Origin of the sequence: Pseudarthrobacter sp. TAF60_1 (assembly GCF_052113505.1) — a bacterium.
Classification (GTDB): domain Bacteria; phylum Actinomycetota; class Actinomycetes; order Actinomycetales; family Micrococcaceae; genus Arthrobacter.
This window is the reverse complement of sequence record NZ_JBFRDI010000025.1, coordinates 1-13,370: the sequence shown is the minus strand read 5'-3', so window position 1 is coordinate 13,370 and position 13,370 is coordinate 1. Positions and strand designations below refer to the sequence as shown.

Genomic DNA, 13,370 nt, shown 5'->3' with positions numbered 1-13,370 from the left:
AAGACATCCAGCAGCGGCAGCTCAAGGGTCATGTCCGGCGTCGGGACGCCCACCAGGACCACGCGGCCGGCAAGATCCCGGGCGTAGAACGCCTGCCTGTACGTTTCGGGACGTCCGACGGCGTCAATCACCACGTCCGCTCCGTTACCCTCCGTGAGGGCCCGGATCGCCTCGATAGGGTCTTCGGTGCTGGAATCCACGCCGTGGGTGGCGCCCAGGGACTTGGCCATCTCCACCTTCTTCGCGTCGATGTCCACCGCAATGATGGTGGTGGCACCGGCGAGCTTGGCCCCCGCGATCGCGGCGATACCCACCCCGCCGCAGCCGATCACGGCCACGGACTCGCCGCGCTTGACCTCGCCGGTGTTCATCGCGGCACCGATGCCGGCCATCACACCGCAGCCGAGCAGCCCGACAGCGGCAGCATCGGCCTCGGGATCCACCTTCGTGCACTGCCCGGCGGCAACGAGGGTCTTCTCCGCGAACGCGCCGATGCCCAGCGCGGGAGAGAGTTCCGTACCGTCCTCAAGGGTCATCTTCTGCGTCGCGTTGTGCGTGTTGAAGCAGTACTGCGGCTGGCCCTTCGCGCACGCACGGCACTCCCCGCAGACAGCCCGCCAGTTCAGGATCACCCGGTCACCCGGGGCCACCTGCGTGACATCGGGGCCCACGGCGCTGACCACACCCGTGGCCTCATGGCCCAGCAGGTACGGGAAATCATCGCCAATACCGCCCTGCTTATAGTGCAGATCGGTGTGGCAGACCCCGCAGGTGAGAATGTCCACCAGGGCCTCACCCGGCCCCGGATCCGGGACCAGGATAGTCTCCAACGAAACCGGGGCGTTCTTCTCCCTGACGATGACCGCTTTTACTTTGTGAACCATTGTTTTTGTGTTCCTTTCCTGGACCCGTCCGGATCCGGTGAATCGGCACCAAGTGCCAATGTAACTGACCCGTGAGGGTTCCGCGTCTTTGGTTGCGCGGTCCCGTTAAACGGTGGTCAATTACTGGCGGTCCTGCCAGGGCAGGTGGAGGCGGCCTGCGCACGCAACCCGCTATTCAGGGTTGACCTCGGGGCGGACCCGGACGATATGCTAAGCATACTGATGAATTGATTACATCCTTCATCAGTTCCGGTTCGACTCTCGAAGGAGATGTGATGAGCACGAAGGTGGAAAAGCGCATTCTGGTGAACGTGCCGGTGAGCACCGCTTACAACCAGTGGACGCAGTTTGAAGAATTCCCGCACTTCATGGGCGGGGTAAAGAGCGTGAAGCAGACCAGCGACAACAGGCTCGAATGGGTAGCCGAAATCGCCGGAGTCCGCAGGCAATGGACCGCGAAGGTCTTGGAGCAGATCCCCGACCGCAAGGTTGCCTGGGCCGCTACGGAAGGGGCCACCAACGCGGGAGCAGTCGAGTTCGAGGACGTCGGAGGCGGCCAGACCTCGCTGCGGCTCACCCTCGAATACGATCCCGAAGGCATCATCGAAAAGGTGGGCGACAAGCTGAATGTCGTTGATCGCCAGGCCGAAGCTGACCTGCAGCGGTTCAAGGAGTTCATTGAGGATGCCGGCTACGCCAGCGGCGCCTGGCGCGGGTCGGTCAATGAGGGCGCTTCAGTCGGCACCCCGGGAGTGGAGGATGCCGGGGCCTCACGCGGCGACTCAGGCAAGGCCGGTATTTCCGGCAAGGTGGCCGCAGGGTTGGGCGTCGCAGCTGTCGCCGGCGCGGCCGCGGCCATGAACACGGGCAAGGACAAGGACACAGCCGAGACCCGCGATGTCACCGTGACCCCTCCGGTGGAACCGCTGACAGTGGAGCCCACACCGATACGGCATGTGCCCACTGATTCGGTTTCGAGCACGACGGCGGCGGGCGGCGTCGAGACAGGCGCTGGAGTCATGTCGGGCTCTGCAGCCGTCGGCACAGATCGCTCGCCGGGCAAGCCATTCGACCAGACCAACGGTCTGGTGGACGTCGAGGGTGAGTCCGACGGAACGGCTGAAGGTGAGATCCGCAGCGCGGCCGAGCGTCGCGAGGAGCACGAGCCCGGGACGATTCCTCCACTGGGGGGCAACCCCCAGCGCTGACCATCCACCCGGTTCTGTCCGCGCGGCCTGTCCGCGCTCACGGCCCCGTTCCCGAACTGGCAGTGCGGGAGCGGGGCCGCCCTCTTAAGGCCACTGGTTAAGGTGGCTGGTTATGGCTGCTGGCCGGCGTCGTACGGGTTCAGCAACTCCACCAGCATGGCGATAAGCGCGACAGGGATCAGGAAGTACCCGGCCAGGACGCCCCAGCCGCCATCGTCAAACTGCAGTGCCAGCCCGCCAACCACCACCGCGGGCAGCCCCGTCAGCACAGAAACCCATCGCGGCGCCTGCCGCAGCCAGGACCACACGGCGGCACTGGCGAACGCAAAGGATCCGAGCAGGACGAGCCGGTGCCCCACCGGATAGGTGGGAGGTTCGACGAGGAAAGTGAAGACGTCGGCCAGCCCGCATGCCATCAGCACCGCCGCGACGAGCACCAGCAGGCCCCACAGCCCCACCCGCCACCGGATCAGGTGCACGGTCCGAACGTAGTCCATACCGCCGCTCCCATGCCGCCGTCGGACGCTCTTTGACTGGAAGCCCCCACGCGAGGTGAACTCGAGCGCGGGGGCTTCCACGGCTTCGTTGGGGGAACCGAAACCGAGACAAATCTACCGGCTGCGGACCGGCGCCACGGCGGCCACAGGCCGGCCTGGTGAAATCTTGACTGAACCTTGAGCCGGCCAGCAGGGGTAGGTGCCCGAAGGCGCCGCCCCTGCTGGCCGCAGAGGAATCAGTGGTGGCTGACGCCCAGCGGGCGGCCCTTTGTCTCCTTGGCGAGCAGGACGCCGATGGACGAAATGACACAGAGAATCATGATGTAGATGCCGATGGACCCGGTCCAGTGCGTGCCCTGCAGCAAGGCCTCCGCGATGGTGGCGGCGAAGGCACCGCCGAGAATGGCACCGAAGGCATAGCCGATGGAGATGCCCGAGTAACGGACGTTCGCCGGGAACATCTCGGCGTACATGGCGGACATCGGCCCGTAGGACAGTCCGAGACCGACGGTGAGCACGAACAGCGCCACGCCGTAGAGCACGATGTCCTTGGTGTCGATCAGGGCGAACATCGGGATCATCCAGGCGAAAACGATTGCGTAGCCGATCAGGAAGGTCTTGACCCGGCCGATCTTGTCCGAAAGCCAGCCGCCGACGAGGGTGAAGATGAGCCAGCCGAAGGAGGCCAGCGTGGTGGCCAGCAGGATCTGCGGGGTGGGCATTTTCAGCGTTTTGGTGGCGTAGGAGATGAAGAAGGCGATCAGCAGGTAGCCGGCGGCGTTGTTGCCGATGAAGATCATCGTCGAGTAGAGAACCGGCAGCTTGTGGTTCCGGATGAGCACGCCCAGCGGCGCCTTGCTTTCTTCCTTGCGGTCCTGCATCTCCTTGAAGACCGGGCTTTCGGCAACTGCGCGGCGGATCAGGTAGCCCACCACAATCAGCACGATGGACAGCAGGAACGGTACGCGCCAGCCCCACGATGCGAAGTCTTCCTTGGACATGCCGGTGTTGAGGAAGTACAGCAGGCCCGTTGCCAGGATCATGCCGACGGGGACGCCGATCTGCGGGTAGGCCCCGAACAGGCCCCGCTTGCTGAGGGGAGCGTGCTCAACGGCCATCAGGGCTGCGCCGCCCCATTCGCCGCCGGCGGAGAAGCCCTGGATGACGCGCAGCAGGATGAGCAGGACCGGAGCCCAGAAGCCGATCTGGGCGTAGGTGGGCAGCATGCCGATCAGTGCCGTGGCGGCACCCATCATGACGAGGGTAAACACCAGCATGGCCTTGCGTCCGAGGCGGTCGCCGAGGTGCCCGGCCACGATGGCGCCGAGCGGCCGGAACAGGAAGCTGATGCCGATCAGGGCGAACGACAGGATCTGCGCCAGGCCGGGGTTCGAGGCCTCAAGCGGGGTGAGGAACAGCGGGGACAGCAGCGTCCCTGTCAGCTGGGCAAAGATGAAGAAGTCGTACCACTCAATGGTGGTGCCCACGAGGGTTCCCGCAAGGACTTTTCGTTCCTCGTGCTTGCTGCTGGGACCCGACTCTGAATCGACGTGTGAAGTTGCGGTCATTGGAACTCCATAGCTGGGGCAGGGATGCTGCCTGGGGGTGAGGGTCGAGATATTTACTGATCGAACGTTCAGTTACTCTAGATAGTACATGGATGTGGCCCGGACCACAGCAAATACTTTTGCGGTTCCGGGCCACGCATGAGGCCGCGGTATGAAGTGCCAGCAGAAGGCCGCGCCAAGGGCCGCTAGCGCGCGACCGTCCCGTTGAACACGGGGCTCCGCTTTTCCTGGAAGGCGCGGAAGCCCTCCGCGTAGTCCTCGCTCTTGCACAGCCGCGCCTGCTCGGCGTTTTCTTCTGCCATGGCGTCCCACAGGCCCAGCCGCTGGTCGCGGATGTGCGCCACGAGCTCCTTGCTCGCGGTGAACGCACCGGTGGCGCCTTCGGCCACGCGGCCCACGATGTCCCGTGTGCCCGGCAGCAGCTCATCAGCGGGCATGGCACGGCTGAACATTCCCTGCGCCACAGCCTCGGCTCCGGAAATCAGCTCGGCCGTGTAGATCAGGTCCAGCGTCCGGTGCATGCCCAGCCGCTCGGTGAAGTACCAGTGCCCGCCCGAATCCAGGGTGGCCCCCAGCTTGGCGAACGGCGAGCCGAACTTCGCGTTCTCCGCCACGTACACCACATCGGTGGCCAGCAGGAGGCCCAGCCCCACGCCGAGGCAGGCGCCCTGCGCGGCAGCGAACGTCGGCGCCGGGAACGCACTCATCTTCTTCAGCAGCGGCTGCACCAGACCGGCCAGGTACGTCTCGGCGTCATCGCTTTCCGGCGTCACGTTCTGGATGTCCCGGCCGGCACAGAAGGCGCGGCCCTCTCCCCTGAGCAGCAGCGCCCGCACCTCACCGCGCTCGGCGGCGGCAGCGGCGTCGTCGTACGCCTTGGATAAGTCGGCGAGCGCCTGCTCGTCGAGTGAGTTCAGCTTATGGGGGGCGTCCAGGACAACTTCGGCGACGTTGTTGGCGATGGAAAGGGAGATCATGGGGCTCCTCGGGTTCGTCCGGGTCCCCACCAGCACCCTAACCTCGCAAGCTCGGCCAGGGAACCCTGCGGGCGTGGACCCGGACTCAGTTGTTGATGGACTTAGACGTCGAAGTCGACCATGACTTCCTTGCTGGTGGGGTGGCTCTGGCAGGTCAGCACGTAGCCCTTGTCCAGCTCGTCCTGCTCCAGCGCGTAGTTCTCGTCCATGGTCACGCTGCCGGTGACCACCTTGGCGCGGCAGGTGCCGCAGACGCCCCCGGCGCACGCGAACGGCACGTCCGGACGGACCCGCAGTGCGGCGTTGAGGATGGATTCGCGGGCGTGCGTGGGACTGGCCACCTCGCCCTGCAGGCCGTCGAGCTTGAACGTGATCTTGTACGTTTCCTTGGACTCGTCCACCAGCACCGGGCGGCCTGCGTGGCCTTCCGGACGGTCCGGTTTCCCCGAGGAAAACAGCTCAAACCGGACGTTGTCCGGGCTGACACCGCGCTCGGCCAGGGTGTCCCGGCACAGCTGCACCAGCTCGAACGGCCCGCACAGGAACCACTCGTCCACATCGTCGGCGTGGATGGCGGTGCCCAGCAGCTGCTGGAGCTTCTCGGCGTCGATCCGGCCGCTGAGCAGCGGCGCGATCCGCTGTTCGCGGGACAGCACGTGGTGGATGGCGAGGCGCTGGGGGTACTTGTCCTTCAGGTCCGCGAGCTCTTCGAGGAACATCACGTCCATGGCGGCCTTGTTGGCGTAGATCAGGTCGAACCTGCTCGCCGGGTTGGCTGCCAACAGCGTGCGGGCGATGGCGATTACCGGCGTAATGCCGGAGCCCGCGGCGATGGCCACGAAGCTGGCCTCGCCGGTCGAAGCGATTTCCCCGGCCAGTTCCTCCGGATGGTTCATGGAGTTCATCCGGTTCTGCTCCACCGCTTTGCCGTCCCGGCCATGCTTGGACACGAACGCGCCCATGGGGCTCATGACGTCCAGGGTGTCCCCGGCCTTCAGCTCGGCGTTGGCCCAGGTGGAGAACAGGCCGCCGAGGTCCTTCTTCACGGCAACACGGATCTCGCTGCTGCCATCTTCGAAGCTGCGCGGCTCGGCGCAGATGGAGTAGCTGCGGCGGATCTCCTTCGGCTCGCCTGTCTCGTCCGGCAGCGTGGTGCGGAGGGCCACGTACTGGCCGGGGAGGTAGTCGAACTGGCCGGCGAGTTCGGCCGGAACATGGAAGGAGACTTCGATGGCGTCCTCGGTGAGCCGGCGCACCTCCTTGACGGCGAGCGTGTGGAAGGACGGACGACGGCGGCCGGTGGCCTGCGCCGATTCGGCGGCGGTCTGGCGGACAACAGGCATGGGGTTTCCTTACAGGACTTTGAAGTAGTCGAACGGTTCCTTGCAGTCCTGGCAGACATATAGCGCCTTGCAGGAGGTGGAACCGAAGCGGGTGAGTTCCTTGGTGTTCAGCGACGAGCACTGCGGGCATTTGACGGCCATGGTGAGGCGGATGGGCCCGGCATGCCGTGCGGCATCGGACTTGCCGGTGGGCGGGGCGATCCCGTACTCCTGCAGCTTGGCCTTGCCGGCCTCGGTCATCCAGTCGGTGGTCCAGGCCGGGGCGAGCACCAGGTCCACGTGGACGCTGGGGTAGCCGGCCGCGGCGAACGCGGTTTTCAGGTCGTCCCGGATGGCGTCCATGGCAGGGCATCCGGAGTACGTGGGCGTGATGGTGATCCGGACGGCGGGGACCATGCCGCCGTCATCTACGATTTTCACGTCCCGCAGGATGCCCAGGTCCGCAATGGTGAGCACCGGGATCTCGGGGTCGCATACTGTTGCGGCGACGTCCCAGGCCTTCTGCTCCGCGGAGGTGTGCCCCGCCGTGGTGGCCGAGTCGGCAATATGCATGTCCATGACGGTCACCAGCTTGCTCCGGGATGCTCCCGGGCCAGCACCTGCATCTCGGCGAGCATGTAGCCAAGGTGCTCCGAGTGCTTGCCGCTTCGCCCGCCGCCGGGGGCGGCCGGAACGTCGGGCACCTCAAGTTCGGCTTCGGCGAGGATCTCCCCGGTGAGGCGGTCAAACTCGGGACGCAGGCTGGAAGGCTCGACGGCGGCGCCCGCCGCGGCGAGGCGGCCGGTCAGTTCGTCGTCGCGGAAGAGTTCCTCCACGTACGGCCAGGTCACCTTCAGGCCGTGGATCATCCGGCGGCGGGATTCGTCCGTGCCGCCGGCCAGGCGGAGGATCCACTGGGCGCTGTGGTCCCGGTGGTAGTCCACCTCCTTCACGGCTTTGGCGGCGATGGCAGCCAACGTCGCGTCGGTGGACTGGGTGAGCTTGCGGTACAGCTCGTACTGGTAGTAGCTCACCACGAACTGGCGGGCGATGGTGGCCGCGAAGTCGCCGTTGGGCTGCTCGAAGATCTGCACTGACCGGAACTCGGTTTCGCTGCGAAAGTACGCGAGCTCGTCCTCGGACTTGTCCCAGGCGCCACCGGCGTAGCTCAGGAAGCTGCGGGCGTGGCCCAGCTGGTCCAGGGCGATGTTGCCCAGGGCGATATCCTCCTCCAGCTCAGGTGCGCGGGAAATCCAGTGGCCCAGGCGCTGGGCGAGGACCAGCGCGTCGTCCCCCAGACGCAGCGCGAACTCGGCCACGTCCTCGGTGGGTTTGGCCAGGCCGGTGCGGACCTCCAGGGCGATGTCCTCGGGGCGCAGGGCGTTGCCGGGGGTGATGCGGGTGGCGGAGGCGTTACTCTCACCACCTCCCATTGGCGCGGCTACACCGGTGGAGATGTCACCGTGGCCGGTTGTGGTCTCGGAACTCACAGGTGCTTCACCCCTTCGCTCTTGGTGTAGTAGGTGGCGTGCCGGTAGTCCTTGCCCTGGGGCGACTCGAAGAACGAGCCCTTGGAATCAGGATCGCTGGCGGCGATGGCGTCGGCCGGGACCACCCAGATGGACACACCCTCGTTGCGGCGGGTGTAGAGGTCGCGGGCGTTGCGCAGGGCCATGGCGGCGTCCGGCGCGTGCAGGGAGCCGGCGTGGACGTGGCTCAGGCCGCGGCTGGACCGGACGAAGACCTCCCACAGGCCCCAGCCCTGGCGGTGGCCGCCCGGGGTTTCAGCCGACTCAACGACGGGGCTGACCTTTTCCGCGCTGCGGTTGATTTCGGTGGCCGAGGAGGCCGGGACTTCCGGGTTGCCGTGGGGGCTCATGCTGCGTATTCCTTCGTCTCCATTGACTGCTTTGCCTGCTGTTTTGCCGCATAAGCGGCGGCTGCCTCGCGGACCCAGGCGCCGTCGTCGTGCGCTTCCCGCCGGCGTTCCAGCCGCTGGGCGTTGCAGGGGCCGCGGCCGGCGAGGACCTCGTGGAACTCGTCCCAGTCCAGCGGGCCGTGCTCCCACTTTTTGGTCTCTTCGTTGAAGCGGACCTGATCATCGGGCAGGGTAAGGCCCAGGACCTTGACCTGCTCGGCCATCATGCCCACGAAGCGGTGGCGGAGTTCATCGTTGCTGAAGCGCTTGATGTTCCAGGCCATGGACTGCTTGGAGTTGGGCGAGTCGTCATCCGGCGGGCCGAACATCATCAGCGCCGGGGCGTACCAGCGGTTCACGGCCTCCTGGGCCATCTGCTTCTGCTCGGGGGTGCCGTTGGCGAGTTCCAGCAGAATCTCGAAACCCTGGCGCTGGTGGAAGGATTCTTCCTTGCAGACCCGGACCATGGCACGGCCGTACGGGCCGTACGAGGCGCGGCACAATGGCACCTGGTTGCAGATCGCGGCGCCGTCCACCATCCAGCCGATGGCTCCCATGTCGGCCCAGGTGCGTGCCGGGTAGTTGAAGATGGACGAGTAACGGGCCTTGCCGGCGATCAGCGCGTCCATCATGTCGTCGCGGGACTGGCCCAGCGTCTCGGCAGCCGAGTAGAGGTACAGCCCGTGGCCGGCCTCGTCCTGGACCTTGGCCATCAGGATGGCCTTGCGCTTCAGGCTGGGAGCGCGGGAAATCCAGTTGGCTTCCGGCTGCATCCCGATGATCTCCGAGTGCGCATGCTGCGAGATCTGGCGCAGCAGGGTCTTGCGGTAGGCCGCCGGCATCCAGTCCTTCGGTTCGATCCGCGAATCGTCGGCGATCACGCGGTCAAAGTTTGCCTGGCCCTCGGCATCGCGCCGGGCAGCGGATTCCAGTTCTTCCGGGGACAGTTCAGCGGTCACTGACTGCAGATTCTGCACTGCCATGGTTGCTCCTCTAGCAAAGGCCTATCAAAGGCGCTCAATTATTTACCGACCGTTCGTTCAGTATATGGGCCGATAGTGGATGGGGCAAGTGACGCGGGCTTTTTTGTTCAGCCCTTTTCCACGAGCGTGAGGACGTCGTAGGTGGCCACGATTTCATCGTTCTGGTTGGTCAGCACCGCGTCCCAGGCAACCTCGCCGTACTCGTCGGTCTCGCGCGGAGTGATCTTCTTGGCCGTCAGGGTGACGCGGATGGAATCGCCGGCGGCAACGGGCGTAATAAACCTGAGGTTCTCGAGCCCGTAGTTGGCCAGGACCGGGCCCGGCGCCGGCTCCACGAACAGCCCCGCACCCCACGCCAGGAGCAGGTAGCCGTGCGCCACGATGCCCGGGAAGAACGGGTTGGCCTCGGCCGCTTCCTGGTTGGTGTGGGCGTAGAAGGTGTCTCCGGTGGAGTTGGCGAACTTGGTGATCTCCTCGAGGGTCACCTCACGCAGGTCCGAGCGGATGGCGTCGCCGATATGCAGTGTCGCCAGCGATTTCCGGAACGGGTGCGTGCCTTCGGTGTCCACCGTGAAGTTCCGGTCAGCTCCCGTGTGCCAGACGCCGGTGACGGCGGTGAGCATGTTGGGTGAGCCCTGGATGGCGGTGCGCTGCATGTGGTGCATGACCGAGCGGATGCCGCCCAGTTCCTCGCCGCCGCCGGCCCGGCCGGGGCCGCCGTGGACCAGGTGCGGGACCGGGGAGCCGTGGCCGGTGGAGCTGCGGGCGTCCTCGCGGTTCAGCATCAGGACACGGCCGTGGTGCGCGGCGATGCCGGTAACGAGCTGCTGCGCCACGGACGGATCATTCGTGCAGACCGTGGCCACCAGGGAGCCGCCGCCGCGGGCGGCGAGGCGGACGGCGTCGGGAATGTCCTTGTAGCCGATCACCGACGCGACGGGGCCGAACGCCTCCAGCGAGTGGATCGCCTCCGTTTCGGGGTCATTCCAGCCCAGCACAACGGGTGACATAAACGCGCCATCCTCCACCACTCCGGTGGTGCCGTCCGCGGAGGTGACCGACGGCGAATCGAGGGTTCCATACGCCAGTTCACCGCCGGCGTCGAGCATGGACTGCACGGCGGCGCGGACGTCGGCGAGCTGCTCCAGGGACGCCAGGGCGCCCATGGTGACACCCTCGGCCCGCGGGTCACCGAGGACAACGCGTTCCTGGATGCGCTGTCCGACGGCGGCGGTCACCGCAGAAACCAGCTCCTGCGGGACGATGGCGCGGCGGATGGACGTGCACTTCTGGCCTGCCTTGACGGTCATCTCGGTGACCACGGACTTGACGAAGGCGTCAAACTCCGGGGTGCCCTCCACCGCGTCCGGGCCCAGGATGGCGGCGTTCAAGGAGTCAGTTTCCGAGGTGAACCGGACGCCGCCCTCCACCACGTTGGGGTGGGATTTCAGGGTCAGTGCGGTGGAGGCGGAACCAGTGAACGCCACCAGGTCGCGGTAGTCCAGCACATCAAGCAGCCCCCGGACGGAGCCTGAAATAAGCTGCAGTGAGCCCGCGGGCAGGATGTTGGATTCGATGATCGCCTTCACCACGGCCGCGGCGACGTATCCGGTGGGGGTGGCCGGCTTGACGATGGTGGGCACGCCGGCGATGAAGGCGGGGGCGAGCTTTTCCAGCATGCCCCAGACCGGGAAGTTGAAGGCGTTGATCTGCACGGCGACGCCCGGAATGCGCGTGTAGATGTGCTCGCCTGCAAATGAGCCGTCCTTGGACAGCACCTCCATGGGGCCGTCCACCACCACCTGCGAGTTGGGCAGTTCGCGCCGGCCCTTGGAGCCGAACGTGAACAGCACGCCGATGCCGCCGTCGATGTCGATCATCGAGTCGATCTTGGTGGCACCGGACTGCGCCGAGAAGGTGTAGAAGTGCTCACGCCGGGCGTTGAGATACTGGGCCAGCTCCTTGAGCTTGAGAGCGCGCTGGTGGAAGGTCAGCTTGCCCAGTTCCGCCTGGCCGGTGGTGCGGCCGTACTCCACGACGGCGGCCAGGTCCAGGCCGTCCGCGCTCACCTTGGCCAGGACTTCGCCGGTGCTCGCATCCCGCACGGGGACAGCGGAAGCGGCGGAATCGGCGTCGGGGGTCCACCACGAATCCCGCACGAAACTGGGAACGGTCTCTACGGTATTAAGGGTGGCTTCAGCTGTTGCGGTGGTGGTCATCGTCGACGGGTCCTTCCAACACGGGGGGACAAACGGTGCCCGGCCAGAGGATTACTGACCGTCCGTTCGGTAATATGTCTACAGTACATGAATGATCTGTGCTGCACACTGAAAGATCAAGGCCGCACCAAGGAGAGCCCATGACCGCCCCAGCCCAGAACAGCCCCGACGCAACCCGGGAGCTCACCGGTCCCGAACTCTGGAAAATCACCCTCGGTGAACTCGACGAGAAGATGGGCGTGAAGATCATCGAGGAATCCGTCGACCGGGTGGTGGCCACCATGCCCGTCGAGGGAAACAGGCAGTCGTTCGGGCTGCTCCACGGCGGCGCCTCCCTGGCCGTCGGCGAGGCAGTGGGCTCCTGGGCGGCCGTCATCCACGCAAGCACGATGGGCAAAACCGCGGTGGGCGTTGACGTCTCAGCCACCCACCACCGCTCCGCACGCGAAGGCCTGATCACCATCACGGCCACACCCATCCACCTCGGCGGCACGCTGACCACCCACGAAGTGCTGATCACCAACGCCGCAGGCCAGCGGCTCTGCACCCTCCGCATCACCAACCTGCTGATGAAGCGGAAGCACTAGCCGGCGCCCGCACCCTTGACACCGGCACCCGTTTTGGGATTACCTAATGAACATTCGGTAAATAAAGCTGGAGGCAATGACGCATGACTGAAGCAGCTCTCTCCGGGGTCACCCACCCCATCCTGGAAAACGACTACGCCTCCGAATGGATGGGCATCGACGTAATCGCCCTCACCGACGGCCACGCCACCATCCGCATGACCCTCCGGCAGGAAATGCTCAACGGCTTCGGCATGGCCCACGGCGGAATGATCTTCGCGTTCGCCGATACCGCTTTCGCACTGGCCTGCAACCCCGTCAACCCGGGCCCTGGCGACGAAGGCAGCATCACCGTGGCCGCCGGCGTCGACATCAACTTCCTCAAGCCCGCCTACCGCGGCCAAGTGATCACCGCCGTGGCGGACCGCCGGTCGAGTGCAGGCCGCAGCGGCCTGTACGACATCCAAATTTTCGCCGCCGACGCTGCGGAGCCCAATTCCCCGCTTGACGCCGGTCAGCCAGGCGAGCTCATAGCCGAGTTCCGCGGCCGCAGCCGAACCATCCCCAAGAAGTAGGAAACCATGACCCTCCATGCCCCCGAAACCCCCACGTCCCAGTCCGCCACGGCAGGCGGCGCAGCGGGCAGCGATGCCGTCCTGGACTACGAAGAGACCATCTCCCGCGATGAGCTCGAAGCACTCCAGCTGAGCCGCCTGCAGCACACCGTCGCCTACGCCTACGACCGCGTCCCGCTGTACAAGCGCAAGTTCGACGCCGCCGGCATCCACCCGAACGACCTGCGCGAACTCAGCGACCTGGGCAACTTCCCCTTCACCACCAAGGACGACCTGCGCGAGGAATACCCGTTCGGCATGTTCGCCGTGCCGCAGTCCGAAGTAGCCCGCGTGCACGCCAGTTCCGGCACCACGGGCCGGCCAACCGTCGTCGGCTACACCAAGCAGGACCTCGCCGACTGGGCCAAACTGGTGGCCCGCAGCTTCCGCGCGTCCGGCATCCGCCCCGGCATGAAGGTACACAACGCCTACGGCTACGGGCTGTTCACCGGCGGCATGGGCGCACACGCCGGCGCCGAGGCGCTGGGCTGCACGGTCATCCCCATCTCCGGCGGGCAGACCGAACGCCAGATCCAGCTCATCCAGGACTTCAAGCCGGACGCCATCCTGGCCACGCCCACCTATCTCCTGACCATCGCCGACGCCATGGCGCA

General features: G+C 66.0%; 14 protein-coding genes. 4 read left to right on the top strand and 10 right to left on the bottom strand.

Features of this window, described 5'->3' with window-relative positions:
• Nucleotides 1-884, bottom strand: an 884-nt coding sequence (locus tag AB4Y73_RS19910; RefSeq protein ID WP_441874326.1) for an S-(hydroxymethyl)mycothiol dehydrogenase, incomplete at its 3' end; no start/stop codon positions are given.
• 275 nt (nt 885-1,159) lie between these two features.
• Between AB4Y73_RS19910 and AB4Y73_RS19905 the strand changes: the two genes are divergently transcribed.
• Complete coding sequence (locus tag AB4Y73_RS19905) at nt 1,160-2,092, top strand: SRPBCC family protein (protein ID WP_441874324.1); 933 nt, start codon at nt 1,160-1,162, stop codon at nt 2,090-2,092.
• A 110-nt stretch (nt 2,093-2,202) separates the two neighbouring features.
• Here AB4Y73_RS19905 and AB4Y73_RS19900 read toward each other — a convergent pair whose 3' ends face one another.
• The 9 genes from AB4Y73_RS19900 to paaZ all read right to left on the bottom strand — a co-directional run bounded on the left by AB4Y73_RS19900 (nt 2,203) and on the right by paaZ (nt 11,576).
• Nucleotides 2,203-2,589, bottom strand: a complete 387-nt coding sequence (locus AB4Y73_RS19900; protein ID WP_441874322.1) for a hypothetical protein — start codon at nt 2,587-2,589, stop codon at nt 2,203-2,205.
• Between the two features lie 236 nt (nt 2,590-2,825).
• Entirely contained in the window at nt 2,826-4,157 is a 1,332-nt protein-coding gene (locus AB4Y73_RS19895; protein WP_441874320.1) for an MFS transporter, read from the bottom strand.
• A gap of 185 nt (nt 4,158-4,342) precedes the next feature.
• Nucleotides 4,343-5,134, bottom strand: coding sequence for an enoyl-CoA hydratase/isomerase family protein (locus tag AB4Y73_RS19890; RefSeq protein ID WP_441874318.1), 792 nt, complete (start codon nt 5,132-5,134; stop codon nt 4,343-4,345).
• A 101-nt stretch (nt 5,135-5,235) separates the two neighbouring features.
• A complete protein-coding gene (gene paaE, locus AB4Y73_RS19885; protein WP_441874315.1) occupies nt 5,236-6,477 on the bottom strand; it encodes a 1,2-phenylacetyl-CoA epoxidase subunit PaaE in 1,242 nt (413 codons plus the stop codon).
• Between the two features lie 9 nt (nt 6,478-6,486).
• Nucleotides 6,487-7,029 carry a 1,2-phenylacetyl-CoA epoxidase subunit PaaD gene (paaD, locus tag AB4Y73_RS19880; RefSeq protein WP_441874330.1) on the bottom strand — a complete coding sequence of 181 codons (543 nt, stop codon included), beginning with the start codon at nt 7,027-7,029 and terminating at the stop codon, nt 6,487-6,489.
• An 11-nt stretch (nt 7,030-7,040) separates the two neighbouring features.
• Complete coding sequence (paaC, locus tag AB4Y73_RS19875; protein WP_441874328.1) at nt 7,041-7,889, bottom strand: 1,2-phenylacetyl-CoA epoxidase subunit PaaC; 849 nt, start codon at nt 7,887-7,889, stop codon at nt 7,041-7,043.
• A 53-nt stretch (nt 7,890-7,942) separates the two neighbouring features.
• Entirely contained in the window at nt 7,943-8,335 is a 393-nt protein-coding gene (gene paaB / locus AB4Y73_RS19870; protein ID WP_441874313.1) for a 1,2-phenylacetyl-CoA epoxidase subunit PaaB, read from the bottom strand.
• On the bottom strand, nt 8,332-9,357 hold the full coding sequence (gene paaA, locus AB4Y73_RS19865; RefSeq protein WP_441874311.1) for a 1,2-phenylacetyl-CoA epoxidase subunit PaaA: 1,026 nt from the start codon (nt 9,355-9,357) through the stop codon (nt 8,332-8,334). The genes paaB and paaA overlap by 4 nt, the downstream gene beginning before the upstream one ends.
• A gap of 107 nt (nt 9,358-9,464) precedes the next feature.
• On the bottom strand, nt 9,465-11,576 hold the full coding sequence (gene paaZ / locus AB4Y73_RS19860) for a phenylacetic acid degradation bifunctional protein PaaZ (RefSeq protein ID WP_441874309.1): 2,112 nt from the start codon (nt 11,574-11,576) through the stop codon (nt 9,465-9,467).
• A gap of 140 nt (nt 11,577-11,716) precedes the next feature.
• On the opposite strand from paaZ, the gene AB4Y73_RS19855 reads away from it, so the two are divergent.
• From AB4Y73_RS19855 to AB4Y73_RS19845, 3 genes are all read left to right on the top strand, one after another.
• Nucleotides 11,717-12,163 carry a PaaI family thioesterase gene (locus tag AB4Y73_RS19855; RefSeq protein WP_441874306.1) on the top strand — a complete coding sequence of 149 codons (447 nt, stop codon included), beginning with the start codon at nt 11,717-11,719 and terminating at the stop codon, nt 12,161-12,163.
• A gap of 83 nt (nt 12,164-12,246) precedes the next feature.
• Nucleotides 12,247-12,717, top strand: coding sequence for a hotdog fold thioesterase (locus AB4Y73_RS19850; protein ID WP_441874304.1), 471 nt, complete (start codon nt 12,247-12,249; stop codon nt 12,715-12,717).
• A 6-nt stretch (nt 12,718-12,723) separates the two neighbouring features.
• Nucleotides 12,724-13,370: phenylacetate--CoA ligase family protein (locus AB4Y73_RS19845; RefSeq protein ID WP_441874302.1), on the top strand; the 647-nt coding region annotated here is incomplete at its 3' end.